The sequence below is a fragment of the Rhodococcus sp. P4_C10 genome, assembly GCF_056402135.1.
In genome coordinates this window covers 127,130-153,280 of the sequence record NZ_JBFUHZ010000001.1, presented here as the reverse complement: position 1 = coordinate 153,280, position 26,151 = coordinate 127,130, and the positions used below count along the sequence as shown (strand labels likewise).

The window sequence follows — 26,151 nt, the reverse complement described above, 5'->3', positions numbered from 1 at the left end:
CTCACACCCGGCCAACCGGAAGCCGCGACATCGGGCCTGTTCCACTGTCGACCCGAGGAGCAACTGGTCGGCTATCGGTTCGCGGTGCGGCACATTTGGCACGGAGAACAACGACATTGCCACTGTTTTGGTCAAACGTCCAGATCGGCTGTGGCATGCTTTGCTGAGCCACTAGGACATGTCGCCTACCAGCGACTTTGTGTCACGGGCAGCTTTCCCTGATGGCGCCTTTTTCACCCCCGGACCCCCGGCCGGTGAACCCGATCGAATCGTCGGAACCGACTTCGCTCGGATGTCAGGGGACGACTGCTAGCGTCAGCCCGCGATGCCGCAGCCCGCAACACCGCAGCCCCGAGAAGTAGCCAGACGCAGACCCCGAGAAGTACGAGGCACGCCGTGACCGCCAGTGAGTCCGTCCCACCGGAGACCCTTCCCCGCCGCATCGGGATCGTCGAGGATCACGAGTCCGTGGTGATGGGCCTCGAGGCGATGCTGGCCGACCAGCCGGACCTCGTCATCGCGGCCACCGCCGCCACCGTCCCCGAGCTGCTCGCACGCGAGGTCCGACTGGACCTGGTGATCCTGGACCTGCGCCTCACCGACGGTTCCTCGCCCCGGACCAACGTCGAACAGTTGCGGGCGGCGGGGCTCGAGACCCTGGTCTTCACCGGAGCGGAGAACCCCTACCTGGTGCGCCTGGCCGCCAAGGCCGGGGTGCTCGGGGTGGTCCGCAAGTCCGAGCCCACCGCCACCGTCGTCGCGGCGATCTCCGCCGCGGCCAACGGCGAGCAGGTGGTGACCACCGAGTGGGCGGCCGCCATCGACGGTGACCCCGGCCTGCTCGACGTCGGCCTCAGTCCCCGACAACGAGATGTGCTGGCGCACTATGCCTCCGGCGAGAAGGCTGCCCGCGTCGCCAGCCTCACCGGGCTGGCCGAACATACTGTCAACGACTACCTCGCGCGGATCCGGGCCAAGTATGCCGAGGCCGGCCGGCCGGCCCGGACCAAGACCGACCTGTACAAGCGGGCCGTCGAGGACGGTTGGCTGCCCATGCCCCGCCATCCCGACCAACCGTGACCCGGTCCATCCACGAATCTGTGACCTCCACCGCCCCACCGGCCGGCGCCAGGCACGAGGCGGCCGACCGCATCCTGCGACTGTTCGCGCGCTTCATCGGCGTGGGCTACCTCTTCTACCTGGTGCTGCTGCTGCCGGCGATCGTCTCCCAGACCCGCCTGACGGACCCATGGTGGACGCCCACGGCCGTGGTGGCGGTGTTCGGGTCCGGCGTGGCGATGGGGGTGGCCTCGTTCCTCCCGGGAACCCGGGCACTGCGCATTGCCGCCGGGGTCGCAGCCATCACCTATCTACTGGCCGTCGCCGCCTGGCCCCTGGCCTGGAACGGCGAGCATCTGCTCAACGGCGAAGGGACGTGGCTGTCCGACTTCCCCGGCGTGGCAAGCCTCGCCGCGGTCGCCGCCTGGCGCCCTGTCTACGCGTTTGCCCATCTCGTAATTGCCTGCAGCACAGTACAAATACTGAACAACATGGCGCGGGACGATGCCTTGACCAGCCCGCTGATCCCGGACATTGCGTTCGCGATCATGTTCTGCACGCTGTTCGTAGGCGCCGCGGCGATGGCGCTGCGCACCGGGCGGGTGCTCGACGCCACCACCGACGCCACCCACGCCGCCGCCGCGGGCGCCGCCGCCCAACGTGCTCGCGCCGTCGAGCGCGAACGCTTCGACGCGCTGATCCACGACGGGGTGATGTCCACCCTGCTCTCCGCGTCCAGGCAGGGCGCTACGCCGAGCGTCGCAGCGCAATCCGTCGCCACGATGCGCCAACTCGACGCCCTCCGGTCCGGCCCCGGCCCGAACGAGAACTTCGACGGCGAGGAGGTGCTCTCGTACCTGCGCGCCGCCGCGACGGAGGTGGACGAGGACGTCGTCTTGCAGGCGCTCCGGCACCCCGACTGGACCGCCCTGACCATGCCCGCCGCCGCCGCCCGAGCGATGGGCGCGGCGCTCGCCGAGGCGTTGCGCAACAGCATTGCGCACGCGGGTCCGGAGACGCACCGAGCGGTCGATGTCGCGATCGCACCGGACCGCCTCAGCGTCCGCATCGCTGACAACGGCAGAGGGTTCGACACCAACGCGGTTCCCGCACACCGCCTCGGCCTCGCGGTGAGCATCCGGGGACGGATGGCGCAGGTCCCCGGCGGCTCGGCGCGCATCGACTCGCGGCCCAGCGACGGCACCCGGGTGCACCTGACCTGGACCACGCCGTGACGGCGGTGCCCGGCACCCGCGACGTCCGGGAACTGCTCGGCATGCAGAGCAGAGCCGCGACATTCATCGTCTGGTTCTACACGCTGACCTTCGCGATGCTCGCGGTTGTCTCCCTCGACGGAGTGAGCGCCTTCTGGCCGGAGGCGGTTGCGGTGCTTGTGGTCACCGGCGGCGCGGTGGCCCTGCTCCGGGTCGTGGGCGACCCGCTGCCGCTACCGTCCACTCTGGTCCTGGCCGGCATCGGCCCCGTCAGCTGCGCGCTGGTGCTCTCGGTGCTGCCGGCTCCCGTCACGAGTCCGTTGCAGACCTGGCCGATCGGGGCGTCCACCGCGATATACGCCTTCATGTGCGTGCGTGGGCGAACCTGGTACGCCTGGCTGGGATTCGCCTCCATGGTCGGTGTCGTCGTCGCCTGGTCGATCCAGACCGGGCAGGGCGCCGGCCCCGGAATCTCCATGTCGGCGATCAGCCTGGCACCCGTCCTGATGTCCACATTCTTCGCGTACACGATCCGACCGGATGCCCGGGCAATCTTCGAGTTGCGTGAGCAGACCACACGCCGCGTCGCCGCCGAGGCCGCCGACTGCGCGGTGCTCGAGGAGCGAGACCTCCAACTGCGCCGGCTCGACGAACTGGCCCGACCGCTGCTCGAGCAGATCAGCACTGGCGTCGAACTGACCACTGCCGACCGGCTGGCCTGCCAACTCCTCGAGGCGCACCTGCGCGACACCCTGCGTGCGCCGGCACTCACGCAGGGCACGCTGGTCGCGGCGGCCCGCGCCGCGCGCGCCCGCGGAGTCGAGGTGATCCTGCTCGACGACCGCGGCCTGGACAGGGCGACCGCGAAGGCCCGCGACCGTTTCCTGGCCGGGGTGGCGGACGAACTGGACGCCGCACGCGACGGCGCGGTGACGGTACGGATCCTGCCGCCGGCGCGCGAAGCCGCGGCGACCCTCCTCGCCACCAGCGGGAATTCCGTTCGACGCGTCGAGTTCGGGTCCGACGGCCTTCCCATCCAGCCCGCCCCGAGCAGCAAGTCATCTACATAGCTAACGATGCCCTCGGCGCTGGGGGCCGAGAACTTCCGTCTGGGCAACCCTCACCTCGCCGCCTAGCGTCGGTGCAGAGCGTGGCCCGACTCTCCACGGGCCACGCACTGACGACTTACTCCCCGGGGGGGCGCCCATGTCCGCGACACTCGACCACCTTCTGCACCGCCCGCACGCGCAGCGAGCTCACATCACGCCCGCAACGGCCACGCCGCAGGCGTCCGTCGCCCGGCCCGCACTGATCCGGCCGACGCTGTCCGCGCGCGAGATCGAGGTGCTGCTGCGGTGGCTGCACTGTGACTCGAAGAGCGCGGTTGCCGCGGCCATGTACCTGTCACTGGGCACCGTCAACACCCATCTCGCACGCATCCGCGCCAAGTACGCACAGGTGGGTAGGGCGGCACCGACCAAGGCCGCCCTCGTGGCCCGCGCGGTGCAGGACGGGTTGATCTCCATCGACGAGCTGTGATCCAGCTGTCGCCGGTCCGGCTCGAATGACCGCACGCAACAGCAAGATCGGTGACGCGGAGGCCGGGGTCATCCGCACCTTTGCCCGCGTGCTCGGCGCCGGGGCCTTGTTCTTCGCCGTGGTGCTGATCCCCGTCATCTTCGTCCAGTCGGATGTGCTGGCACCGTGGTACACCCCGGTTGCCGTCGTCATCGTCTTCGCGCCCCTGCTCGCCCTGTGGCCGGCCAGCTACGCCCCCGACCTGGGGTGGGTTCGCAGATTCAGCGCGCTGAGCGCCGCGGCCTACCTCGTCACCATGGCCGGTTGGCTGCCCGCGCTACAGGGGAACCTCCCGCCGACCCGCGACGTGTGGTTGTCCGCGATCTCCGGGCTCGTGGCCATGGCCGCGGCGGTGTGCTGGCCTCCGGCCCTCGGAGTGCTGTACCTCGTGGTCAGCAGCTGCGCGGCGGAGGTGATACGGCACATCACCCGAGCCGGACCAGAGAGCACCCTGCTGCCGGAGATCTTCAACGTCGTGATGACCAACAGCATGTTCGTCCTCGCCGCCATCGCCGCAGTCCAGTCCGGCCGCACCCTCGACCGCACCCGCGCCGCCGCCGCGCGACAGTCCGCGGCGACCGCCGCAGTCGCCGCGCGGGACGTCGAGCGGAAGCGGTTCGACGCACTGATCCACGACAGCGTCATGTCGACGCTGCTCGGCATCGCACGGCACGGCAACAGCAACCAGCTCGGCGCCCAGTCCGGCGTCGCGCTTCGCGAACTCGACCGCCTGCACGCCAGCGACGTGGCCACCGAAGACCTCGACGCGGACGCCGCGGTCGCCTTGATCCGCTCCGCGCTGATGGACGTCGACGAGGACGGCGCCGTCGACCTTCAGGTCCGGCTGGGCTCGCCCGTCACCATTCCGCGCGAGGCCTGTCGCGCGATCGCTTCCGCCGCAACCGAAGCCCTCCGCAACAGCATTCAGCACGCGGACAGCGCGAAGCAGGCTGCGGACCGGCTCGTTGCCATCGACGTCGACATCGACGGCGTGCAGGTGCTGGTGGCCGACAACGGTCGAGGGTTCGACCCCGACCGGGTTCCGCAGTACGGACTGGGCATCAGCGTGTGCATTCACTCGCGCGTGGCGTCGGTACCGGGCTGCACCGCCGAGATCCACTCCGCTGCCCACCGCGGCACTCGGGTCACCCTGCGCTGGACGGCACCGTCGTGACCGGCACCGAGTCCAGTGACTTCCGCGACGTGCGCGTCCTGCTCGGCCTGGACCGACCCGCCGCGAGGGTGCTCGTTGCGCTGTTCTGCCTGAGTTTCACCGTCGTGGCCCTTGCCAATCAGGAAGGGGTGCACTCCATCTGGCCGTCCTTGCTGGCAGCAGCGCTGGTCTCCGCCGGGGCGGCGGTGATCATCGCCGTGCCGGGCGACCCGCTGCCGACGGTCCACACGCTCGCTTTGACCGCGCTGGGGCCGATCGCCTGTGCGCTGGTCCTGTGGCAGCTGCCCGTGCCGGGCTGGACGCTGGACTCGGCCTGGCAGATACGCGCGGTGACGGTGGTGCTGGTCTACATGTCGGTACGGGGCCGCGCGGCGTACGCGTTCGCGGGAGCGGCGCTGGTGATCCTCACCAGCGGCGTCTGGAGCGACGCGACCGGGCAGGGCTGGGGCACCGGGATTCGGTTGGCCTCGATCAACCTCGCCCCCGTCCTGATGTCGGCGTTCTTCGCGTTCAGCATCCGGAGGGTCGGGTTGGCGGTGTTCCGGCTGCGCGAACGCGAATCCGAGCGAGCCGCCGACGAGGCCATGACCGAGGCCGTGCTGCGCGAGCGCGACACCCAGCTCTCCCGGCTGGACCTCCTGGCCCGCCCGATCCTCGAGGCCTCCGCCGCCGGGCACGAGTTCTCCGCGGGGGAACGCGAGGATTGCGCGGTACTGGAATCCCAGCTGCGCGACACCCTTCGGGCGCCGGTGTTCGCCTCGGACGCAGCGGTGTGCGCGGCGGTCGACGCGGCTCGGAGACGGGGCGCACGAGTAGTCCTGCTCGACGACGGCGGCCTGGCCGGCGCATCTGCCGCGTCGGTGGCCCGGATCCGGGCGGGCCTCATCGAGGAGCTCGACTCGTGCGAGGACGGGACCCTCACCGCGCGGGCCCTGCCCGCCGGCCGGGACACCCTGGCGACCATCGTCTCCGAGCACGTCACTCACGTTCGACGCGTCGAGTACGACCGATCGGAGCGGGTCAGCGTGACGGTACGGACCGACGATGTGCCCGAACCCGCCGCCATCCTCGTTCGGGGGTAGGAGCCGGGGAGTTCGCATCCGACTGCGTTCCGCTCGTCGCTCCTACGGCAGCAACCCCAGCCGACGCGCCTCGAACACCGCCTCCTGCCTGCTGGCCACCTCGAGCTTGGCCATCAGGTTCCGCATGTACGTCTTCACGGTCTCCACGCTGAGCGAGAGCCGGTCGGCGATCTCCGCGTTGCGGCAGCCCAGTGCCACGTGCGAGAGCACCTCGAACTCGCGGGGCGACAACGCAATCCGTACCGGGACGTCGGCCGGCGCGGTGAGCGAGCGCAGCGTCTGCTCGACCGACCGCAGCGTCTGCACCATCGCCGGGTCGCCGACCTTGTCGGCCAGGTCCCGCAGCACCAGGTAGCTCTCGGTGATCGCCTCGGACACCGCGGCGCCGCGCGCCGGTCCGCCGTGCTCGACGCGGGCCCGCTCGATCAGCAGTACCCGCCGGTCCACCTCGTCGCGGACCTCGATCTCGCGGGCCAGTCGGTGCGCCGACGCCAGCAACGCGGACGCCATCACGTCGCCGATCGGCCGCCGGCGCCGCAGTCCGCCGTAGATCGCCGCCCGGGTCACCCCTCGCACCACCACCGGCACCGCCAGCAGCGACTCGATCCCCTCGCCCGCCACCTGCGCGTCGTAGTCGTGGGTGATGTGACTGGAGTTGAAGTAGTCCGGCGCCGACTCCGGCCGCTGCTCGGCGATGGCCCGGCCGCCGAGGCCGCAGCGGGTGTCGATGACCAGGCCCCGCAGCGTGCGGCTCCGGGTGCCCGCGAAGCCGCTGAGCAGGAGCCGCTGGCTGACCACCGATCCGGCGAAGAGCACCGGGAACGGGGTGCTCGCCCGCAGCGCGCGCAGTTCCCCGCTGAGCGCGTCGTCGTCGCTCGGTCTCATCGTCTCGTTCATGGCATACCCACTTCGTAGGGTAGCGGGCACCGCGGGGCCGGCCCTACCGTCGGGGGAACCGCTTGTAAGCCCCGTCACAACGCATCCGCGCGACGCCTGGGCCAGCCGACCACTGCCAACTGGAGGTACCGAAGTGCCCGGCACACCGTCCCCCGCCGCCAACCATTCGGAGCTCAGCCCGCTGCGCTTCCTCGAGCGTTCCGCCGCGGTCTTCCCCGACCGCACCGCGATCGTCCACGGCGACCGCCGGTACACCTACCGGGAGTTCGGCGCCGAGGTGGAGCGCCTCGCCCGGGTACTGCGCACCCGGATCGAGCCCGGCGACCGGGTGGCCTACCTGTCGCCCAACACCCCCGAACTGCTGATGGCGCACTTCGCGGTGCCGCTCGCCGGCGGCGTGCTGATCGCGTTGAACTCGCGGCTCGCCGGCCCGGAACTCGAGTACATCCTCGACCACTCCGGCGCGCGCGTCCTGTTCGTGGACTCCGAGTTCCTCGGCTCCGTCGCCACCGCCCGCGCGCAGGTGCCGACGCTGCAGGAGATCGTCGAGATCCCCGACTCGACCAACCCCGTCGACGCCTCGGCCGGCGTCGCGACCGCGGTCTACGCGGAGTTCCTCGACGGCGCCCCCGACGATTCGCCACTGCACTGGGGCGTCGAGGACGAGCGACAGGTCATCGCCATCAACTACACCTCCGGCACCACCGGCAAGCCCAAGGGCGTCATGTACTCGCACCGCGGCGCGTACCTGAACTCGCTCGGCGAGACCTTCCACAACGGCTTCACCGGCGACACCAAGTACCTGTGGACGCTGCCGATGTTCCACTGCAACGGCTGGTGCACCCCGTGGGCGGTCACCGCCGCCGGCGGCACCCACGTGTGCCTGCGTGCGGTGCGCGCCGACGCGGTCTGGGACGCCATCGACCACCTCGGCATCACCCACCTCTGCGGCGCCCCGACCGTCTGCTCCACCATCGCCGACGCCCCGCAGGCCCACCCGCTGGCGGCACCGCTGCGGATCACCACCGCGGGCGCACCGCCGTCGCCGACGGTGATCGGCCAGCTCGAGTCCCTCGGGGTGAGCGTCGTGCACGTCTACGGGCTCACCGAGGTGTACGGGCCGTACACGATCTGCGAGCCGCAGGACTCGTGGGCCGCGCTGGACCCGGCCGAGCGGGCCGTCCTGATGTCGCGGCAGGGCGTCGGGATGCTGCAGGCCGAGAACGCACGCGTCGTGGACCAGCAGATGCGGGACGTGCCCGCCGACGGCCAGACGATGGGCGAGATCGTGCTGCGCGGCAACAACGTGATGCTCGGCTACTACCGCGACGAGGCGGCCACGGCGGAGGCCTTCGCCGGCGGCTGGTTCCACACCGGCGACCTCGGCGTCATGCATCCGGACGGCTATCTCCAGCTCAAGGACCGCGCCAAGGACATCATCATCTCCGGCGGCGAGAACATCTCCACGGTCGAGGTGGAGCAGGCGATCATCTCCCACCCGGCCGTCGCGGACGTCGCCGTCGTCGGTGTCCCGGACCAGAAGTGGGGCGAGCGACCCAAGGCGTTTGTGCTGCTCAGGCCGGGTTCCTCCGCCACCGCCGAGGAGTTGGTCGAGTACACCCGGGGGTTGCTGGCCGGCTACAAGGTGCCGCGCGAGATCGTCTTCGCGGAGGACCTGCCGCGTACCCCCACCGGGAAGATCCGCAAGAACGAGCTGCGGGTCCAGGAAGACGCGGCTACCACGGCGTAGCAGAATGTGTGCGGAAACCATGATGATCGATACGTGACTGGAGAAGTAGCTGTGGAGCTTGTCGGAGTGATCGGTGGCGGCACGATGGGTGCCGGTATCGCAGAGGTTTGTGCCAAGGCCGGTAGTTCGGTCCTCGTCCTCGAGACCAAGCAGGAGTACGCGGACGCCGCCACGGAGCGGATCGCAAAGTCGATCTCCCGCGGCGTCGCCAAGGGCAAGATCACCCAGGAGGAGGCGGACGCCGCGATCGCGCGCGTGCGCGTCACCCTGGACATCGAGGAATTCGCGGACCGCGACCTGGTCATCGAGGCCGCCCCGGAGATCGAAGAGCTGAAGTACGAGATCTTCGGCAAGCTCGACAAGATCGTCAAGCCGGCAGGCATCCTGGCGACCAACACCTCCTCCATCCCCGTCATCAAGATCGCCAAGGCCACCAACCGGCCCGGCCAGGTCGTCGGCGTGCACTTCTTCAACCCGGTGCCGGTGATGCCGCTGGTGGAGATCGTGGTCAGCCTGACGACGTCGGAGGAGACCGTCCTCGCGGTCACCGACTACGCCAAGAACACGCTGCGCAAGAAGACCGTCCGGGCCGGCGACCGCTCGGGCTTCATCGTCAACGCGCTGCTCATCCCGTACCTGTGCCAGGCCGTCCGGATGCTCGAGTCCGGCTACGCCACCGCCGAGGACATCGACGAGGCCATGAAGGGCGGCTGCGGCTACCCGATGGGCCCGCTGACGCTGCTCGACACCGTCGGCCTGGACGTCGCGCTGGCGGCCTCCGAGTCCCTGTACGCGGAGTTCGCCGAGCCGCACTACGCCCCGCCGGCCCTGCTCCGCCGCAAGGTCGACGCCGGCCAGCTCGGCCGCAAGAGCGGTCGCGGCTTCTACGACTACAGCTAGTCCCCCGATCCGCACCCCTGCTGTACCCGTCGCGCCCGCAATTGCGCCCGCGACGCGTGCAACCGGGGTGCGGATTGCGTAGTTGTCCACAGGGCGCGGGCTGGGCCTGGTGCCGAGGGCAGTCCCCTGCGAGCGTCGAATCGTGGACTCCTTCCGAGACGGCGTCATCCGTCGCACCGAGGCCCTGGGCGACGGGCACACCGACCGTGACCTGCGGCGCGGCCGCGACGGCGGTCACCTCGTCACCATCCGGCCCGGCTCCTACCTGCGGGCGTCGGACTTCGGCGCGCTCGACTCCGTCGGCCAGCACCGCGCGCTGACGCTGGCGACCGCAGCTGCCTGCGACCCCGACCTGGTCGTCAGCCACATGTCGGCTGCGGTCCTGCACGGGATCGACCTGTGGTCCGTGCCGCTGGACCGGGTACACCTGACCGCCGACCGCACCCGTGGCGGCAAGCTTGGCCGACGGCGGCACCTGCACGCGACGCCGTACAGAGACCACGAGGTGACGGTCCGCAACGGTGCGCGCTGCACCACCGTCGCGAGGACGGTCGTCGACCTGGCCCGCACAGTCCCCTTCGAGCAGGCCGTGGTGATCGGCGACTGCGCGCTGCACAACAGGCTCGTGACGCCGGGCGAGCTCGCGCAGAGCATCGCGTCGGCGCACCATCGGTCGGGTGTCGGCGCGGCGGCGCGGGCGGTGGCGTTCATGGACGGGCGCAGCGAGAGCGTCGGCGAATCCCGCAGTCGAGTACTCATACATCGGCTCCGAGTACCGAAACCCGACCTGCAACAGTGGATTTCAAACTCGGATGGCACCATCGGCCGGGTCGACTTCCTGTGGGACTGCGGCCTGGTCGGCGAGTTCGACGGGCTCGGCAAGTACCGGGGCGAATACCGGACGGGACCGGCATCCGAGGAGGACGCGGCCGACGCGGTGATCGCCGAGAAGTGCCGCGAGGACCTGCTCCGCGCCGAGGGCTTCATGGTCGTCCGGTGGGTGTGGCGCGAACTCGGCACCCCGAACGTCGTTGCAAACCGTATCCGGCGCGGCCTCGAACTCGCCCGACACTGAATTCGCACCCCGGTTTTACCCGTCGCACCCGCAATTGCGCCCGCGACGCGTGCAACCGGGGCGCGGATTGTCGGCGTAGCCTCACCCGCATGGGCCCGACCCGGCAGACGGTCCGCCTGCGCTCGGCCACCGGGCGCTGGGTGGTCCTCGCAACCGTCCTCGGTTCCTCGCTGGCGATGCTCGACGCCACCGTCGTCAACATCGCGCTCCCCCGCATCGGCGAAGACCTCGACGCCACCGTCGCCGGACTGCAGTGGGTGCTCAGCGGCTACACCCTCACCCTCGCCTCGCTGATCCTGCTCGCCGGCGCGCTCGGCGACCGCCTCGGCCGGCGCAAGGTCTTCGTCTGGGGCACAGTCTGGTTCGCGGCCGCGTCGCTGCTGTGCGGCGTCGCCCCGGACATCGAGATGCTGGTGGCCGCCCGGATCCTGCAGGGGGTGGGCGCGGCGCTGCTGACCCCCGGCAGCCTGGCGCTGCTCTCCGCCGCCATCGACCCCGACGATCGCGGCGCCGCGATCGGCCTGTGGTCCGGCCTCGGCGGGGTCGCCGCGGCGGGCGGCCCGCTGCTCGGCGGGTGGATCGTGCAGGTGTCCAGCTGGCGGGCAGTGTTCCTGCTGAACCTGCCGCTGGCGGTCGCCGTGGTGTGGGTGGCGCTGCGGCACGTGCCGGAGAGCCGCGACCCGCAGCAGGAGGGCCGACTCGATGTCGTCGGCGCCGTCCTGGCCGCCACCGGACTCGCCGGGATCACCTACGGTCTGATCGCCCAGCAGTGGATGCCCGTGCTGCTCGGCCTCGCGGTGTTCGTGGTGTTCGTGGTCGTCGAACGCCGCAGCACGGACCCGCTGATCCCGCCGGCGCTGTTCCGGTCACGGGTCTTCGTCGCCGCGAACCTGGTGACGTTCGCGGTGTACGCCGCGCTCGGCGGGGTGTTCTTCCTGCTGGTGCTCCAGCTGCAGCTCGCCGCCGGGTACTCGCCGCTCGCGTCGGGCGTGGCGACCGTGCCCATCACCGTGCTGATGCTGCTGCTCTCCTCTCGCGCCGGCCGGTGGGCCCAGCACCACGGCCCGCGGCTGCCGATGACGGTCGGACCGCTGCTGGCCGCGGTCGGGCTGGCGCTGATGCTGCGGATCGGACCCGGTGCGTCGTACCTGACCGACGTGCTGCCCGGCGTGCTGGTCTTCGGTCTCGGGCTGTGCGCGCTGGTGGCCCCGCTGACGGGGGCGGTGCTGAACTCCGTGTCCACCGACCGTGCCGGGATCGCGTCCGGCGTGAACAACGCGGTGGCCCGCAGCAGTCAGCTGCTCGCGGTTGCCGCGCTGCCCGGATTGGCGGGCATCACCGGCACCGACTACACCGACCCGCAGGTGTTCTCCGACGGCTTCCACGTCGCGATGCTGATCTGCATGGGGCTGTTGGGGATCGGCGCGGCACTGGCCGCGGCACTGGTTCCGGCGGGCGCGACGCAGCTGCCCGCCGAGTCCGCCGAACCTCTCGCGCACGAGGAGACCGTCGACTGCTGCCCGCACTGCGACATCTCCGCCCCGGCCGTGCAACCGGTGTCCTCTTCCCAAACCGAGCGCGGCCTGGAACCGTAGACGTCGGGCCTCGCCCCACCGGCGAGACCGACTTTCTCCTGCGGAAGGAAATCGTCATGCCCGAACGCACCCGTTATGAAGAGGGCACGCCCTGCTGGGTAGACCTGTCCAGCACCGATCCCGGCGCCGCCAAGGCGTACTACACCGCGCTGTTCGGCTGGGAGTTCGATGACATGCCCACCCCGGACGGCGGCACCTACTCGATGGCCACCCTGCGCGGCGGGTTCGTCGCCGCCATCGGCGGCCAACCGCCCGGCACCCCCGCCGGCGCCCCCTCGATCTGGAACACCTACCTCGCCACCGACGACGCCGACGCGGCGACGGCCAAGGTCGCCCCGGCCGGTGGCGAGCTGATCATGGGTCCGGTCGACATCGGCCAGTCCGGGCGGATGGCGTTCCTCACCGACCCCACCGGCGCGGTCGCCGGCCTGTGGCAGGCCGGGGAACACATCGGCGCCACCCTGGTGAACGAGCCCGGCGCCGTCATCTGGAACGAACTGATCACCCCCGACCCGGACAAGGCGCTGGCGTTCTACCAGGCCGTGGTCGGGCTCTCCTCGAGCACCTCGGACCTGCCCGGCGGCCCCTACACCGTCTTGAAGGTCCGCGAGGCCCAGGTCGGCGGCTGCACGACGCCGCGGATGCCGCAGGTCCCCACCCACTGGCACGTCTACTTCGCCGTCGAGGACACCGATGCGACGGCCGCGAAGTCGACGGCCTCCGGCGGCGGCGTCATGGTCGAGCCCTTCGACGTGCCGGCCGTCGGCCGGATGACGGTGCTGAGGGACCCCACCGGGGCCGCATTCAGCGTCATGACCGGCGAATCCGCGTAGCGGCGGGCGGGCCGGTGGCACTCGGGTGGCTCGAACTCCAGCGTCGGGCCCAGCAGGAATTCGGCAAACGCGTCCGGGGCGTCACCGACTGGTCGGCGCCCACCCCCGACACCGACTGGGACACCTCAGATCTGGTCCGGCACGTGGTCGTGGAGCAGCAGTGGGTGCCGCCGCTGCTGGGCGGCCTGACCCTGGCCGAGGCCGCGGCGCACGTGCGGCCGCTCGGCGACGACCTCGCGAGCGAGTGGGAGCAGTACTCCGGGCGCGCCGTGCTCGCCTGGTCGGTGGCGTCGCCGTCCGCGCCCGTGCACCTGTCCTACGGCACCGTCACCGTCGACGAGTTCCTCCACGAGCAGGTCGCCGACCTCACCATCCACAGCTGGGACCTGGCCCGCGCGGCCGGGTTGGACGAGTCGCTCGATGCGAGGCTGGTCGCCGCGGTCTGGGAGGAACTCGACGAACGCCGCGAGATGCTGAGCGCCAGTGGTCTGTTCGCGTCACCGGTGCCCGTCGCCGACGACGCTCCCCTGCAGACCCGGTTGCTGGCCCTGACCGGGCGCGACGACCGTTCCACACCCCCGTCACGCCCGACCGGAGGAAGATGAGCCGCATGGTCCAGGATCCGAACGCCCCCGCGCCGTCGACCCCCGACGTGAAACCGCGCAGCCGCGACGTCACCGACGGACTGGAGAAGTCCGCCGCCCGCGGCATGCTGCGCGCGGTCGGCATGGGAGACGAGGACTGGGGCAAGTCCCAGATCGGCGTCGGCTCCTCCTGGAACGAGATCACCCCCTGCAACCTCTCCCTCGACCGACTCGCGACCGCGGTCAAGGACGGCGTGCACGCCGCGGGCGGGTACCCGCTGGAGTTCGGCACCATCTCGGTCTCCGACGGCATCTCGATGGGCCACGAGGGCATGCACTTCTCGCTGGTCTCCCGCGAGGTGATCGCGGACAGCGTCGAGACCGTCATGCAGGCCGAACGCCTGGACGGTTCGGTGCTGCTCGCCGGCTGCGACAAGTCCCTGCCCGGGATGCTGATGGCCGCCGCCCGCCTGGACCTGGCGAACGTCTTCCTCTACGCCGGCTCCGCGCTGCCCGGCCTGGCGAAGATGTCCGACGGCACCGAACGCGAGGTCACCATCATCGACGCCTTCGAGGCGGTCGGCGCGTGCTCGCGCGGATTGATGAGCCGCGCGGACGTCGACGCCATCGAGCGGACGTTCTGCCCCGGCGAGGGGGCCTGCGGCGGGATGTACACCGCCAACACCATGGCCTGCGTCGCCGAGGCCCTGGGCATGTCGCTGCCCGGCAGCGCCGCGCCGCCCGCCTCCGACCGTCGACGCGACGGCTACGCGCGGCGCAGCGGCGAGGCCGTCGTCCGGCTGATCGAGCAGGGCATCACCGCCCGGGACATCATGACCAAGAAGGCATTCGAGAACGCCATCGCGGTCGTGATGGCATACGGCGGCTCCACCAACGCGGTGCTGCACCTGCTCGCCATCGCCCACGAGGCGGAGGTGGAGCTGACCCTCGACGACTTCTCCCGGATCGGCGCGAAGGTGCCGCACCTGGCGGACGTCAAGCCCTTCGGCAAGCACGTGATGCTCGACGTCGACCGCAAGGGCGGCGTTCCCGTGGTGATGAAGGCGCTGCTCGACGCGGGCATGCTGCACGGGGACTGCCTCACCGTGACGGGCAAGACCATGGCGGAGAACCTGGCCGAGATCAACCCGCCGGACCCCGACGGCGTGGTGCTCCGGGTGATGTCCTCGCCGATCCACCCCTCCGGCGGCATCACCATCCTGTCGGGCTCGCTGGCGCCCGGTGGTGCGGTGGTCAAGTCGGCGGGCTTCGAGTCCGACGTGTTCAGCGGCACGGCAAGGGTGTTCGACCGCGAACGTGCCGCACTCGACGCGCTGGAGGACGGCACCATCACCGCCGGCGATGCCGTGGTGATCCGCTACGAGGGACCCAAGGGCGGGCCCGGGATGCGGGAGATGCTCGCCATCACCGCGGCCATCAAGGGCGCCGGCCTCGGCAAGGACGTGCTGCTGCTGACCGACGGACGCTTCTCCGGCGGCACCACCGGCCTGTGCGTCGGGCATGTGGCCCCGGAGGCGGTCGACGGTGGACCGATCGCCTTCGTCCGCGACGGCGACGCCGTCCGCCTCCACGTCAGCACCGGAACCCTGGACCTGCTGGTCGACGCCGACGAACTCGACCGGCGACGCCAGGGCTGGGAACCGTTGCCGCCCCGCTACACCCGTGGCGTGCTGGCCAAGTACGCGAAGCTGGTCGGTTCGGCGTCGAACGGGGCGGTGTGTGGCTGAGCATCCCCCCGGACGGCGGCAGGCCCGCGAGTTCGCCATGATCCAGGCCGAGATCGAGCGCAACCTGCTGGGCGGCGAGATCAAGTACACCCGTCAGCAGGTCGCCGAGCTGTCCGGCATCCCACTCGAACGCGCACAACGACTTTGGATCGCAATGGGTTTCGCGGTCGACTCCGACCCGGACGCACCGATGTTCACCGACTCCGACGTCGCCGCGCTGGGCAGCATCACCTCACTTGTCGACCGCGGCATCATCGACCCCGACCTCGAGGTGTCGGTGACCCGGGCGCTGGGTCAGTCCTTCTCCCGGCTGGCGGAGTGGCAACTGGGTCTGCTGAACAGCCACATCCTGGAGCGGGTGGAGCGCGAACGGACCGGCCACGAGGAGGTCAGCGTGCTCGCGGTCGCCGCGCAGGCCGCCCTCGTCGCGGAGCAGATGCTCCCCACCCTGCAGGAGTTGCAGTCGTACGTGTGGCGCCGCCACCTGGCCTCGAACGCCGCCCGGTTCCTCGACAACCGCGGGGAGGAATCCGAGACCCGCACCCTGGTCATCGGTTTCGCCGACATGGTCGGCTACACGAGCCTGACCCGGCGGATCGACGTCACCGAGCTCACCCGACTGCTGGAGTACTTCGAGTCCACCGTCACCAACGTGATCAGCCAGGGTCGCGGCTGGGTGATCAAGAACGTCGGCGACGAGGTGATGTTCGCGGTCGAGAACCCCGCCGACGCCGCCCGGATCGCGCTGGCGCTGCAGGACGCGGCGCACAGCACGGAGGAGCTGCCGGACCTGCGGGTCGGGCTGGCGATGGGCACGGTGCTGGTCCGGTTCGGCGACGCCTACGGCTCGGTGGTCAACGTCGCCGCGCGGCTGACCAGTTCGGCGCGGCCCGGCACCGTGCTGGTCGACACCGACCTCGCGGACGCCCTCGCCGACGACACCGAGGTGCAGTTGCGGTCGCTGCGGACCCTCCGGGTGCGTGGATACAACCGCCTCAAGGCCCACGCCCTGCGCCGGGCCTGAACCCGCCAGGCCCCGCGCCGCGCAATCAGATCCCCTCGGCTCCCAGCGATTCCAGGGTGTCACGGGCCTCCGCCAGCTGCCGGCTGAGCTCCTCGACCCGGCGGGCCGCGGCCTCGCGGGCCGCCGAGAGCACCGACGCGACCGCCTGCTCGGCGGCCGGGTCGCCGAGTTCGCGGACCGCCCGCTCCACCGCGTCCGCGGACACCGGAGCGGCCTTGCCTGGACGCCGTTCGCCGTGGGTGACCGTCACCGTCCACTCGTTGCCCGCCTCGGCGTGCAGCGTGACGCTGACGCTCGCCGGGTCCTTCGCGCGGCGGGCCCGCCGCGGCGCGGGTGCGGTGTTCTCGGACGCCCGGGTGTCGGGATCGGCCTTCGGTGCGGTCACGGTTGCCTTCGGTGGAGTGGCGGAGACCGTCGCCGCAACCGGCGCCGGCTTGGGCGGGGCGGCGGGCGCCACCCGGGTGTCGACAACCTTGGCGGGCACCGACTTCGGGGCCGCGGCCACGGCGGGCTTCGCTACCGCGGACTTGGCGGCCGCGGGCTTGACCGACGCGGGCTTCGCGACCGCAGGCTGCGCGACCGCGGGCTTGGCCGACGCAGGCTTCGCGACCGCGGGCTTGGCCGACGCGGCCTTGGCCGCCCGGGCCGCCGCCTTTGCCGGGAGGCGGGTACGGCGCAGCTCGTCGGCCTCGAACGGCAACTCGTCGTTGACGCCCTTCGGTCGGATCAGCACGGTGGCGCCGTCAATGGACAGCACTCGGGCCGAACACCCCTCTGCCAAACCGAGACTCGGGGTGGCGTCGTTGAGGTACACGATCGCGCGTTTACCGGCGGCGACCGCTGCTGCCAGTTCTGTCAGGTCCTGCTCGGTCAGGCGGTCGACGCTGTTCTTGCGAGGTGGCATCGGCGGCTAGATCGGGCGGAAGCCCGCGCCGGCGCCGCCACGAGCGTTGATGTCGCTCATGATGACGTCGATGTTCGTGCCGAGCTCCGGGCCCAGACACGCGAATCCCACGTACGCATTCACCATGCCCACCAGGGTAGTGCCGAGCACCACCGGGCTTCCCGAGTCACCCTCTATAACGCACATCTGGGTCCAGGTCTCGTTGCTCTGCAGCAGGTCTCCCCACACCACGCCACAGGTGTTACCCGTCGTCAGACCCTCTTTGCACACGATGGCCGGGAAGCTCGCGGGCGCACCGATCCCGGTGATGGTGACGTTGCCGACACGGTTCACCGGAGTCACCCGGGACGCGTCGAACTCGATCACCGAGTAGTCGAGCTCCCGACTCTTGGCGACCATGTGCCCGAGGACGCCGAGATCTTGCCGGTCCGGCGCCTCGACAGCCATCCCCGGTTCACCGCAGTGTCCCGCGGTGATGCCGACCAGGCGGCCGGCGTTGTCGTGGCCGATGGTCGTCAGCGTGCACATCGCCTCTCCGCCGAGGAGGATCCCGGAGCCACCGCCGAGGACGGCCCGCTCCGCGGCGGCCGCGGGCCCGACCGCCAGGAACCCGAACATCGCCATCGCCGTCACGATCAGCAGTGCAATTCTCTTGAGCATCGTGCGTCCCCTTATCGCCAGGTCCGACGCCGCCAGACTCTGCCCGTACCGGGACGGACCGGAATGGCATCTGCCACTTCCATCGAACCCGCGGCGGCCTGACACATGCTGCGCTCGATCCTCAGCCGCACCGGGTCGTCGAGCTGCGCTGATTCATAGTATCCGCGCGACCGACCGCCGTGCGAGGCCGAACAGCGAATTCGCACCCTCAGGGGAACGCGAGGATCAGTTCGCCGCGGACCTGGCCCGCAGGAAGTCGTCGACGATTCGCTCGCAGGCGTCCGGTCCCAGTGGGGGCAGGGTCGCGAGCCGGGTGAACACGATCGGCCCGACCAACTGCGCCAACGCCAACTCCCGATCCATGTCGCCGAGCAACTCGCGAGCCGGAGTGCCGGCGAAGATCCGGTCGAACGGCAGCCGGTACTGCTCGGCGATGTGCCGCCGCAGCGACCGCAGCTCCGGACGGTCGGAGTGGTCGGGGTGGTCACCGAGCCCGGGCCCCATCCCGAGCCAGCACATCGCGGTCAGCTGCATCGGGGCCTCCTCGATCAGCTTGGCCTGCGCGGTCAGCAGGGACACGAGCTGTTCGCGGAGGTCGCCGCCCTCCGGCCCCGCCGCCACGGGTGGCACCAGTCGCCCGAAGGCGGCCGCGAGAAGTTCGGTGCCGCTGTCGAAGTGGCGGTACAGCGTCGCACGGGCCACCTTCGCCGCGCGCGTGACCGCGTCGATGGTGACGGCCTCTGTCCCGCCCTTGACCAACAGGGCGGTGGCCGCGTCGAGCAGCCGGGCCCGTGAGCGCACCTTGCGCGGGTCCTCACGGGACCCGGCATCGGCCGCGGTGGTGGGCTGCTCGCCCATGGCGCCTCCGAGGGGGTTGTGGAACCGCCGGCCACAAACGATACTGGCGGTCTTGTTACTAACAATACCAACGGTCTTGTTTCGCTATCGAGAGGTCGACATGATCCGGCAATCCCCGCTCGACGAGACGAAATGGTCCGCCCGGGAAGTATGGACGCTCACCGTCGTGTGCGCCGCGGTGGCGATGGTCATGGCCGCAGCCGCGGCCCTCTACTCCGCCCTGCCCGGCCTCGCGCTGGACACCGGCGCCACCCAGAGCCAGCTGACCTGGATCGTGGACGGTTACACCCTCACGCTGGCCGCTCTGCTGCTACCCGCGGGTGCGCTCGGTGACCGGTACGGCCGCCGCGGCGTGCTGGTCATCGGGCTGCTGATCGTCGCCGCGGCATCCGTCGTCCCGATCTTCCTCGACTCGCCCCAGTGGCTGATCGGATCGCGCGCGGTGGCCGGCGTCGGTGCCGCCCTGGTGATGCCCGCGACCCTGTCGCTGCTGACCGTGAGCTTCCCGCCGGCGCAGCGGTCGAGGGCCGTCGCCATCTGGGCCGGGGTCGCGGCGTCCGGCGGGATCGCGGGACTACTGGTGTCGGGCCTGCTGCTCGAACTGTGGCAGTGGCAGTCGATCTTCGTCGGCTTCACCGTGGCGGCACTCGTCCTGTTCGCCCTCGCCTGGACCCTGCCGTCGTCCCGGGACCAGGACTCGCCCGCCTTCGACATCCTCGGGGCAGTGCTGTCCACGGCCGCGATCGGGCTGTTCGTGCTGGGCCTGCTCGAGGGGCCGATCCGCGGCTGGACCGATCCCCTGGTGGCCGTCGCGCTGATCGTGGGCATCGCGGCCGGGGTCGCGTTTGCGGCCGTCGAGCTGCGCCGCGAGCATCCGCTGCTGGACGTACGGCTGTTCGGGGTCCGCGGGTTCGGTGCCGGAGCGGCCTCGCTGACCCTGCAGTTCGTCGGGACTTTCGGCCTGTTCTTCCTGCTCATCCAGTACATGCAGTTGGTACTCGACTACAGCGCACTGCAGGCCGCGCTCGCGCTGGCCCCGATGTCCGTGCCGATGATCGCGGTCTCCGCGGTCACGCCCTGGCTGATACCGCGGGTCGGGATGCGGACACTCACCTTCGCCGGGCTCGCGCTGGCCGGGATCAGCCTGGTGCTACTCGGCAGGCTGGAGGCCGACGGCGGATACGGACCCGCCGTGGTCGCGTTGCTGATCTTCAGCTTCGGGCTCGGCCTGTGCACCGCGCCGGCGACCACCGGAATCGTCGAGAACACCCCGGACGGCAAGCAGGGCGTCGCCTCCGCGGTGAACGACGCGACCCGGGAGATCGGCGCGGCGGTCGGGACCGCACTGGCAGGCAGCCTGCTCGCGGCGACCTACAGCCACAACATCGCGCCCGCCGTCGCCGCGGCGCCGGAGATTGCGAAGGAGCCGGTCGGCAGTTCGCTGGCCGCGGCGCTCGAGGTGGCCAAGTTCGCCGGCGGCCCGCAGGGCGAGCAGCTCGCGGAATTCGCCCGGTCGGCGTTCATGGCCGGGATGTCGCACGCGTCGTACGTGCTGGCCGGGGTGATGCTCGTCGCGGCGGTGGCCGTCGGCATCTGGGCACCCGGGCGCAAGGGCGCCCCCGCGTCGACGACGGCCGAGGAACTCGCCACCGCCGACGCCGGCTGACCTCCCGCCGGCCGGTCGCGGTCCACGACCGACCGGCAGTGGCGACGTCGGTGCGCCGAGCGGGCCGGGTCAGCCCCCGACGACCGTCAGCACCAACAGCGCCGCGTTGAGTGCGACGATGACGCCGGTGGCCGTCCACGCCGCGACCGTCGTGCCGCGCCGGTTGCGGTGCTCGCCCATCAAGGCGGTCTCCGACGTCATCCGCACCAGCGGAATCAGTGCGAACGGAATGCAGAAGCTCAGCACCACCTGGCTGATCACCAGCGCCATGGTCGGGTCGATACCCAGGGAGAGCACCACCAGCGCCGGGATCAGTACCACGGTGCGCCGCAACAGCATCGGGATCCGGTAGTGCAGCAGCCCCTGCATGATCTCCGCGCCCGCCGCGCATCCGACCGACGTCGACGCCAGGCCGGACGCCAGCAGTCCTACCGCGAACACCACCGCCACGGCCGGGCCGAGCGCGCTGGAGATGGCGGCGTGCGCGCCCTCGATGGTGTCGGTGCCCTCGAACCCGCGCAGCGCGGACGCGGCCAGCAGCAGCATCGCGATGTTCACCGAGCCCGCCACCAGCAACGCGAAGCCCACGTCCAGCTTGGTGGCCTTGAGCAGCCTCGGCAGCAGAGCGGCCTTGATCCCACGGCCGTGCCGATCGCGGGCCAGCGCGGAATGCACGTAGATGGCGTGCGGCATCACGGTCGCGCCGAGCATGCTGGCGGCCAGCAGCACGGTCTCGGTGCCCGCGAACCGCGGCACCAGCCCGCGCAGTGCCTCCCCGCCGTCGACGTCCGTGAACGCGAGGCCGCTCACGAAACCGAGCGTGATGATCGCGAGCAGGCCGATCACCACGAACTCGAAGGTGCGCTGACCACGGGACTGGGTGGCCAGGATGGCCATCGACACCGCGCCGGTGATCAGCCCGCCGAGCGGCAGCGGTACCCCGAACAGCAGGTTCAACGCGATGGCGCCACCGATCACCTCCGCCACGTCGGTCGCGACGGCGGCCAACTCGGCCTGCACCCAGAACGCCTTGCGCTGCGTCGGGCGCAGTCGCTCGCCGAGCATCTCCGGCAGTGACCGACCGGTCACCAGGCCGAGCTTGGCGGAGAGGTACTGCACGAGCACCGCCATCGCGTTGGCCGCGACCAGCACCCACACCAGCAGGTATCCGTACTTGGCGCCGGCGGTGAGGTTGGCGGCGACGTTCCCGGGGTCCACGTACGCGATCGCCGCGACAAAGGCCGGACCCGCGAGCGCGATGAGCCGCCCGACGCCCGAGCCCCGGCGCGCAGGCGCCCGTTCGACCGTCTCGACGCGGACGCTTTCCACCGATCACCTCGTTCTACTCGATAATATTTGATCGACCATATCAAAAAGTTTGGCGACCCGAACTTACGGCGTCCGACCGATTCCGAGTGACTGTTGTCACGCCACCCCGGCAGCAGCACAGTCCGAGTAACTGTTACTCGTTGTTACATAAACGAAGGGCCGGGAATGACCACCGCCATCCCGATTCATCGCCACCCGGTCTCCGATCGCGAGGAGACCGCCGCGAGACTGCTGGCCTCCTCCGCACGCAAGTCCTACGACCCGATGATCGAGGTCGACTGGGACGCCCCGGTGCCGACCGACAAGTACGGGCTCACCCCGGAGTGGAGCACGCTCTACGGCACCGCCCTGTGGGACGAGATGACCATGGAACAGCGGGTCGAGCTCACCAAGCACGAGGCGGCCAGCGTCTCCGGTGTCGGGCTGTGGTTCGAGATCCTGCTCATGCAGATGCTGCTGCGCGACGTCTACAGCCGCGACAAGCACACCCGCCACGTGCAGTTCGCGCTCACCGAGATCGCCGACGAGTGCCGGCACTCCGTGATGTTCGCCCGCGCCGGCGAGCGGCTCGGCATGCCGAGCTACGGCCCGCACCCCGTCATCCACCGGCTCGGCAAGCTGTGGGGCAACTTCTTCAAGGGCGCCAATGCATACGCCAGCGTGATGGCCGCCGAGGAGATCCTCGACATGATGCAGCGCGACTTCATGAAGGACGAGCGCGTGCAGCCCGTCACCCGCACGGTGAGCAGGATCCACGTGCTGGAGGAGGCGCGGCACATCCGCTTCGCCCGCGAGGAGGTCGGCCGCCGGCTCGAGGGGGCGAGCAGGGCCCGGCTCGCGGCCGAGAGGGTGTTTACCGCAACCGTCGTGTTCTTCGTGATGAAGTCGATGATCAGCAAGGACGTCTACGCCAATGCCGGCCTGGACCCGCGGCGCGCCATCGCGGCCGCCAAGACCAACACCCACTACCAGGACCGGGTCCGCAGGTCCGGGGCGAAGCTGATGCAGTTCCTCGACGGTTCCGGCCTGGTGGGTGGACCGTCGAGGATCTTGTACGAGAAGGTCCACCTGCTCTGACCGCGGCCCGACCGCCCCTCGCCCTCCCCGGCCCCTCGCCCTCCCCGGCCCCTCGCCCTCCCCGGCCCCTCGCCCTCCCCGGCCCATTGCCCACCCCGTCACCCGCTCCCCGAGGAACCGTCTGTCATGGCCTACGTGATCACCCAGGCGTGCTGCAACGACGCGTCCTGCGTCGCGGTGTGTCCGGTCAACTGCATCCATCCGACGCCGGAGGAGGCGCAGTTCGCCACCACCGAGATGCTCTACATCGAGCCGCAGGCCTGCATCGACTGCGGGGCCTGCGTCGACGCCTGCCCGGTCAATGCCATCTTTCCGGAAGATCAACTGGCCGAGAAGGACTCGCGGTACACCGAGATCAACGAGAACTACTACGCCAAGCACCCGATGTCGGCGGGCTGGGCGCCGCTGCGGCCGACCGAGGCCAAGCGGGTGGACCTCGGCACGCTGCGGGTGGCGATCGTGGGCGCCGGCCCGGCCGCCTGCTACGCCGCCGAGGAGTTGCTCGTCCACTCGGACGTCGAGGTCGAGGTCTTCGAGAAGCTGCCCACCCCGTGGGGGCTGATCCGAGCGGGCGTGGCACCGGATCATCCCGGCACCAAAGCCGTCTCGGACTCCTTCGACTGGACTGCGGCCAAGGACGGCTTCCAGTTCCACCTCAACGTCGAGGTGGGCCGGCACCTGAGCCACCAGGACCTGCTCGACCACCACCACGCGGTGATCTACGCGGTCGGCGCGCCGCACGACCGCCGCCTCGGCATCCCCGGCGAGGACCTGCCGGGCAGCCACGCCGCGACGGAGTTCGTCGCCTGGTACAACGGGCACCCCGACCACACCGACGCCCGATTCGACCTGTCCGGCGAGCGGGTGGTGATCGTCGGCAACGGAAATGTCGCGCTCGACGTCGCCCGGATCCTCACCATGAGCGTCGACGAACTGGCCGCCACCGACATCGCCGACCACGCGCTCGAGGCCTTGCGCCACAGCAAGGTTCGCGAGGTGGTGCTGCTGGGTCGACGCGGGCCCGCGCAGGCCGCGTTCAGCGCGCCGGAGTTCCTGGCGCTCGGCGACCTGGCCGGCGTGGACCGGTGATCGACCCCGCCGACCTCGAACTGGACGCGGCCACCGCCCTGCAGTTCGACCGCGGCGAGCTCGAGCCGTCGACCGTGTTCAAGATGCAGCTGGTGCGCGAGTTCGCCGACTGCACACCGGATCCCGGACACAGGCGGATCGTGTTCCGGTACCTGACGTCGCCGACCGGGGTGGTCGGCGACGACCGTGTCGAGGCCGTCGCCGTCGTCCGCAACGAACTGGCGCTCGGCGACGGCGGCGTCCTGTCGGCCCGCCCCACCGCGACCACCGAGCAGGTACCGGCGTCACTGCTGCTCCGGTCGATCGGCTACCGCGGCAGGGCCGTCCCCGGCGTGCCGTTCGACGGACGCCGCGGCATCATCCCCAACGACCACGGCCGCGCCCGGCACGCCGGGAGGACGGTGGACGGCGTCTACGTCACCGGCTGGATCAAACGCGGACCGAGCGGCGTGATCGGGACCAACAAGTCCTGCGCCAAGGACACCGTCGCGCGCCTGCTCGAGGACTTCCAGGCCGGCCGGCTCGACCGCCCGGTCGGCAGCCGCACCGACCTGAACAGGCTCGTCGCCGCTCGTCAGCCGGCCCGCATCGACTACCGCGGCTGGCGGGCGATCGACGCCGCCGAACGTGCCCGCGGCGCCGCGTCCGGACGCCCCCGCGTGAAGCTGACCGACGTCCGGGAGCTGGTCGACGCGGCCCGGGTCAGGCGGCGGTTGCCCCTGCTGCGCCGCTGACCGACCGCTCCCCCACTCGCTCTCACTCCGACTCTCCCCAATGTCACATCGGGTATCCCGGCGTTCCCCAATGTGACGTTGGGGAACACCCAAAAAGCCGGGTACGGTTTCCTTCGGTCGTGTCGGACGGCCGTACGAGCGGGAACGGCGGTAGGGAGTCAGGTGAGCGGGCGGGCGGTAGGGCTCTTCGCGGGCATCGGCGGCCTCGAACTGGGCCTGAGCGAACACGGCTGGGACACCGAGCTCTACTGCGAGATCGACACCGGCGCACAGGCCGTGCTCGCCGCGCGGTTCCCGGGCGCCGACCTGCACACCGACGTCACCGCGCTGCGCTCCCTGCCCTCAGGCATCGACCTCGTCACCGCGGGCTTCCCCTGCCAGGACCTGTCCCAGGCCGGCCGGACGGTCGGCATCACCGGCTCCCGCTCCGGCCTCGTCGACGAGGTGTTCCGACTGGTCAAGCGGAAGAAGGGTCCCCGCTGGCTACTGCTCGAGAACGTGCCCTTCATGCTGCAACTCGGCCGTGGTGCCGCGATGCGGCACGTCACCTCGGCGCTCGACGAGATGGGCTACCGGTGGGCGTACCGGGTGGTGGACGCGCGCGCATTCGGGCTGCCGCAGCGCCGGCAGCGGGTGCTGATGCTGGCCTCGCGCACCGAGGACCCCCGCGAGGTGCTCTTTGCCGACGACGCCGGCCCCGCCGACGAGGGCGACCCCGGCGATCACCCGTGTGGCTTCTACTGGACCGAGGGGACCCGCGGTCTCGGCTGGGCCGTCAACGCCATCCCCACACTCAAGGGCGGCTCGTCGCTCGGCATCGCCAGTCCCCCGGCGGTGCGGATGCTCACCGGCGAACTGGTCACCCCCGGCATCATCGGCGCCGAACGGCTGCAGGGCTTCGACCCCGACTGGACCCGACCGGCACTGGAGGTGCCCGGGTTGCGCGCCGGGCACCGTTGGAAGCTGGTCGGCAACGCCGTCAGCACCCGGATGTCGTCGTGGGTCGGCGACCGGCTGGCGAACCCGTTGCCCTACGACGGCTCCACCGACCGGCTACTGAAGCCGGGCGACGCCTGGCCGATCGCGGCCTGGGGACAGGACGGCTCCGCCTTCCGGGCTGACCTCAGCACCTGGCCGGTGCAGGACCGGTACGAGGATCTCGGCGGGTTCCTCGACGACTCGAAGCTGCTCTCCGCGCGGGCCACCGCCGGCTTCCTGCGACGGGTCGGGATGGGCAGCCTCCGCTTCGTGCCCGGCTTCCTCGACGACGTCACCGAACATCTCGACCGCATGGGTGGGTATCCGGCCCGCGCCGCGTGAC

The 26,151-nt window shown here is 70.8% G+C and carries 22 protein-coding genes and 1 pseudogene; 18 read left to right on the top strand and 5 right to left on the bottom strand.

What is annotated here, in order from left to right; translation table 11 throughout:
• Positions 1-396: 396 nt before the first annotated feature.
• The 6 genes from AC1DWC_RS00710 (at position 397) to AC1DWC_RS00685 (ending at position 6,107) form a co-directional block, all read left to right on the top strand.
• On the top strand, positions 397-1,080 hold the full coding sequence (locus tag AC1DWC_RS00710) for a response regulator (RefSeq protein WP_477905255.1): 684 nt from the start codon (positions 397-399) through the stop codon (positions 1,078-1,080).
• Positions 1,081-1,100: 20 nt separating this feature from the next.
• Positions 1,101-2,294: a sensor histidine kinase gene (locus tag AC1DWC_RS00705; RefSeq protein WP_477905253.1), complete on the top strand. Its 1,194-nt coding sequence runs from the start codon at positions 1,101-1,103 to the stop codon at positions 2,292-2,294.
• Positions 2,291-3,343, top strand: a complete 1,053-nt coding sequence (locus tag AC1DWC_RS00700; protein ID WP_477905251.1) for a hypothetical protein — start codon at positions 2,291-2,293, stop codon at positions 3,341-3,343. Before AC1DWC_RS00705 ends, AC1DWC_RS00700 begins: the two co-directional genes overlap by 4 nt.
• A gap of 136 nt (positions 3,344-3,479) precedes the next feature.
• Complete coding sequence (locus AC1DWC_RS00695; RefSeq protein WP_477905249.1) at positions 3,480-3,812, top strand: LuxR C-terminal-related transcriptional regulator; 333 nt, start codon at positions 3,480-3,482, stop codon at positions 3,810-3,812.
• A 25-nt stretch (positions 3,813-3,837) separates the two neighbouring features.
• Positions 3,838-5,025 (top strand): sensor histidine kinase, encoded by a 1,188-nt coding sequence (locus AC1DWC_RS00690; RefSeq protein WP_477905247.1) that lies wholly within the window; start codon positions 3,838-3,840, stop codon positions 5,023-5,025.
• On the top strand, positions 5,022-6,107 hold the full coding sequence (locus AC1DWC_RS00685) for a hypothetical protein (RefSeq protein WP_477905245.1): 1,086 nt from the start codon (positions 5,022-5,024) through the stop codon (positions 6,105-6,107). Before AC1DWC_RS00690 ends, AC1DWC_RS00685 begins: the two co-directional genes overlap by 4 nt.
• A 42-nt stretch (positions 6,108-6,149) precedes the next feature.
• On the opposite strand, the gene AC1DWC_RS00680 is transcribed toward AC1DWC_RS00685, so the two are convergent.
• Positions 6,150-7,004, bottom strand: a complete 855-nt coding sequence (locus tag AC1DWC_RS00680; protein WP_477905243.1) for a helix-turn-helix transcriptional regulator — start codon at positions 7,002-7,004, stop codon at positions 6,150-6,152.
• 133 nt (positions 7,005-7,137) lie between these two features.
• Between AC1DWC_RS00680 and AC1DWC_RS00675 the strand changes: the two genes are divergently transcribed.
• The 8 genes from AC1DWC_RS00675 (at position 7,138) to AC1DWC_RS00640 (ending at position 16,513) form a co-directional block, all read left to right on the top strand.
• Positions 7,138-8,754, top strand: coding sequence for a long-chain-fatty-acid--CoA ligase (locus tag AC1DWC_RS00675; RefSeq protein WP_477905241.1), 1,617 nt, complete (start codon positions 7,138-7,140; stop codon positions 8,752-8,754).
• Positions 8,755-8,805: 51 nt separating this feature from the next.
• Complete coding sequence (locus AC1DWC_RS00670; RefSeq protein WP_072843427.1) at positions 8,806-9,654, top strand: 3-hydroxybutyryl-CoA dehydrogenase; 849 nt, start codon at positions 8,806-8,808, stop codon at positions 9,652-9,654.
• A 142-nt stretch (positions 9,655-9,796) separates the two neighbouring features.
• Positions 9,797-10,729 carry a hypothetical protein gene (locus tag AC1DWC_RS00665; protein WP_477905239.1) on the top strand — a complete coding sequence of 311 codons (933 nt, stop codon included), beginning with the start codon at positions 9,797-9,799 and terminating at the stop codon, positions 10,727-10,729.
• Between the two features lie 89 nt (positions 10,730-10,818).
• On the top strand, positions 10,819-12,324 hold the full coding sequence (locus AC1DWC_RS00660) for an MFS transporter (RefSeq protein ID WP_477905237.1): 1,506 nt from the start codon (positions 10,819-10,821) through the stop codon (positions 12,322-12,324).
• Between the two features lie 56 nt (positions 12,325-12,380).
• Positions 12,381-13,157 (top strand): VOC family protein, encoded by a 777-nt coding sequence (locus tag AC1DWC_RS00655; protein WP_477905235.1) that lies wholly within the window; start codon positions 12,381-12,383, stop codon positions 13,155-13,157.
• 14 nt (positions 13,158-13,171) lie between these two features.
• Complete coding sequence (locus tag AC1DWC_RS00650; RefSeq protein WP_477905233.1) at positions 13,172-13,762, top strand: TIGR03086 family metal-binding protein; 591 nt, start codon at positions 13,172-13,174, stop codon at positions 13,760-13,762.
• 5 nt (positions 13,763-13,767) lie between these two features.
• On the top strand, positions 13,768-15,489 hold the full coding sequence (gene ilvD, locus AC1DWC_RS00645; protein WP_477905421.1) for a dihydroxy-acid dehydratase: 1,722 nt from the start codon (positions 13,768-13,770) through the stop codon (positions 15,487-15,489).
• Positions 15,490-15,526: 37 nt separating this feature from the next.
• The gene (locus AC1DWC_RS00640; protein WP_477905419.1) at positions 15,527-16,513 is read left to right on the top strand and encodes an adenylate/guanylate cyclase domain-containing protein; all 987 of its coding nucleotides are present in this window, start codon (positions 15,527-15,529) and stop codon (positions 16,511-16,513) included.
• Positions 16,514-16,538: 25 nt separating this feature from the next.
• Here the strand turns inward: AC1DWC_RS00640 and AC1DWC_RS00635 are convergent, their stop codons facing one another.
• From AC1DWC_RS00635 to AC1DWC_RS00625, 3 genes are all read right to left on the bottom strand, one after another.
• Positions 16,539-17,417 (bottom strand): translation initiation factor, encoded by an 879-nt coding sequence (locus AC1DWC_RS00635; protein ID WP_477905231.1) that lies wholly within the window; start codon positions 17,415-17,417, stop codon positions 16,539-16,541.
• A 6-nt stretch (positions 17,418-17,423) separates the two neighbouring features.
• Positions 17,424-18,077: a S1 family peptidase gene (locus AC1DWC_RS00630; protein ID WP_477839272.1), complete on the bottom strand. Its 654-nt coding sequence runs from the start codon at positions 18,075-18,077 to the stop codon at positions 17,424-17,426.
• Between the two features lie 225 nt (positions 18,078-18,302).
• Positions 18,303-18,935, bottom strand: a complete 633-nt coding sequence (locus AC1DWC_RS00625; RefSeq protein ID WP_477905229.1) for a TetR/AcrR family transcriptional regulator — start codon at positions 18,933-18,935, stop codon at positions 18,303-18,305.
• A 100-nt stretch (positions 18,936-19,035) separates the two neighbouring features.
• Between AC1DWC_RS00625 and AC1DWC_RS00620 the strand changes: the two genes are divergently transcribed.
• The gene (locus tag AC1DWC_RS00620) at positions 19,036-20,601 is read left to right on the top strand and encodes an MFS transporter (protein ID WP_477905227.1); all 1,566 of its coding nucleotides are present in this window, start codon (positions 19,036-19,038) and stop codon (positions 20,599-20,601) included.
• A gap of 69 nt (positions 20,602-20,670) precedes the next feature.
• Here the strand turns inward: AC1DWC_RS00620 and AC1DWC_RS00615 are convergent, their stop codons facing one another.
• Entirely contained in the window at positions 20,671-21,930 is a 1,260-nt protein-coding gene (locus AC1DWC_RS00615) for an Nramp family divalent metal transporter (protein ID WP_477905225.1), read from the bottom strand.
• Positions 21,931-22,095: 165 nt separating this feature from the next.
• Between AC1DWC_RS00615 and AC1DWC_RS00610 the strand changes: the two genes are divergently transcribed.
• From AC1DWC_RS00610 to AC1DWC_RS00600, 3 genes and pseudogenes are all read left to right on the top strand, one after another.
• Positions 22,096-23,007: an AurF N-oxygenase family protein gene (locus tag AC1DWC_RS00610; RefSeq protein ID WP_477905223.1), complete on the top strand. Its 912-nt coding sequence runs from the start codon at positions 22,096-22,098 to the stop codon at positions 23,005-23,007.
• Positions 23,008-23,133: 126 nt separating this feature from the next.
• Positions 23,134-24,830, top strand: a pseudogene (locus AC1DWC_RS00605) (FAD-dependent oxidoreductase).
• A 162-nt stretch (positions 24,831-24,992) separates the two neighbouring features.
• Positions 24,993-26,150, top strand: coding sequence for a DNA cytosine methyltransferase (locus AC1DWC_RS00600; protein ID WP_477905221.1), 1,158 nt, complete (start codon positions 24,993-24,995; stop codon positions 26,148-26,150).
• Position 26,151: the final 1 nt, after the last annotated feature.

What these genes read in the sequence shown, in the direction of transcription:
- AC1DWC_RS00620 (WP_477905227.1), top strand. Translation starts at nt 19,036, where the DNA reads ATGATCCGGCAATCCCCGCTCGACGAGACGAAATGGTCCGCCCGGGAA.
- ilvD (WP_477905421.1), top strand. Translation starts at nt 13,768, where the DNA reads ATGGTCCAGGATCCGAACGCCCCCGCGCCGTCGACCCCCGACGTGAAA.
- AC1DWC_RS00690 (WP_477905247.1), top strand. Translation starts at nt 3,838, where the DNA reads ATGACCGCACGCAACAGCAAGATCGGTGACGCGGAGGCCGGGGTCATC.
- AC1DWC_RS00655 (WP_477905235.1), top strand. Translation starts at nt 12,381, where the DNA reads ATGCCCGAACGCACCCGTTATGAAGAGGGCACGCCCTGCTGGGTAGAC.
- AC1DWC_RS00640 (WP_477905419.1), top strand. Translation starts at nt 15,527, where the DNA reads ATGATCCAGGCCGAGATCGAGCGCAACCTGCTGGGCGGCGAGATCAAG.
- AC1DWC_RS00610 (WP_477905223.1), top strand. Translation starts at nt 22,096, where the DNA reads ATGACCACCGCCATCCCGATTCATCGCCACCCGGTCTCCGATCGCGAG.
- AC1DWC_RS00635 (WP_477905231.1), bottom strand. Translation starts at nt 17,417, where the DNA reads ATGCCACCTCGCAAGAACAGCGTCGACCGCCTGACCGAGCAGGACCTG.
- AC1DWC_RS00630 (WP_477839272.1), bottom strand. Translation starts at nt 18,077, where the DNA reads ATGCTCAAGAGAATTGCACTGCTGATCGTGACGGCGATGGCGATGTTC.
- AC1DWC_RS00660 (WP_477905237.1), top strand. Translation starts at nt 10,819, where the DNA reads ATGGGCCCGACCCGGCAGACGGTCCGCCTGCGCTCGGCCACCGGGCGC.
- AC1DWC_RS00695 (WP_477905249.1), top strand. Translation starts at nt 3,480, where the DNA reads ATGTCCGCGACACTCGACCACCTTCTGCACCGCCCGCACGCGCAGCGA.
- AC1DWC_RS00680 (WP_477905243.1), bottom strand. Translation starts at nt 7,004, where the DNA reads ATGAACGAGACGATGAGACCGAGCGACGACGACGCGCTCAGCGGGGAA.
- AC1DWC_RS00625 (WP_477905229.1), bottom strand. Translation starts at nt 18,935, where the DNA reads ATGGGCGAGCAGCCCACCACCGCGGCCGATGCCGGGTCCCGTGAGGAC.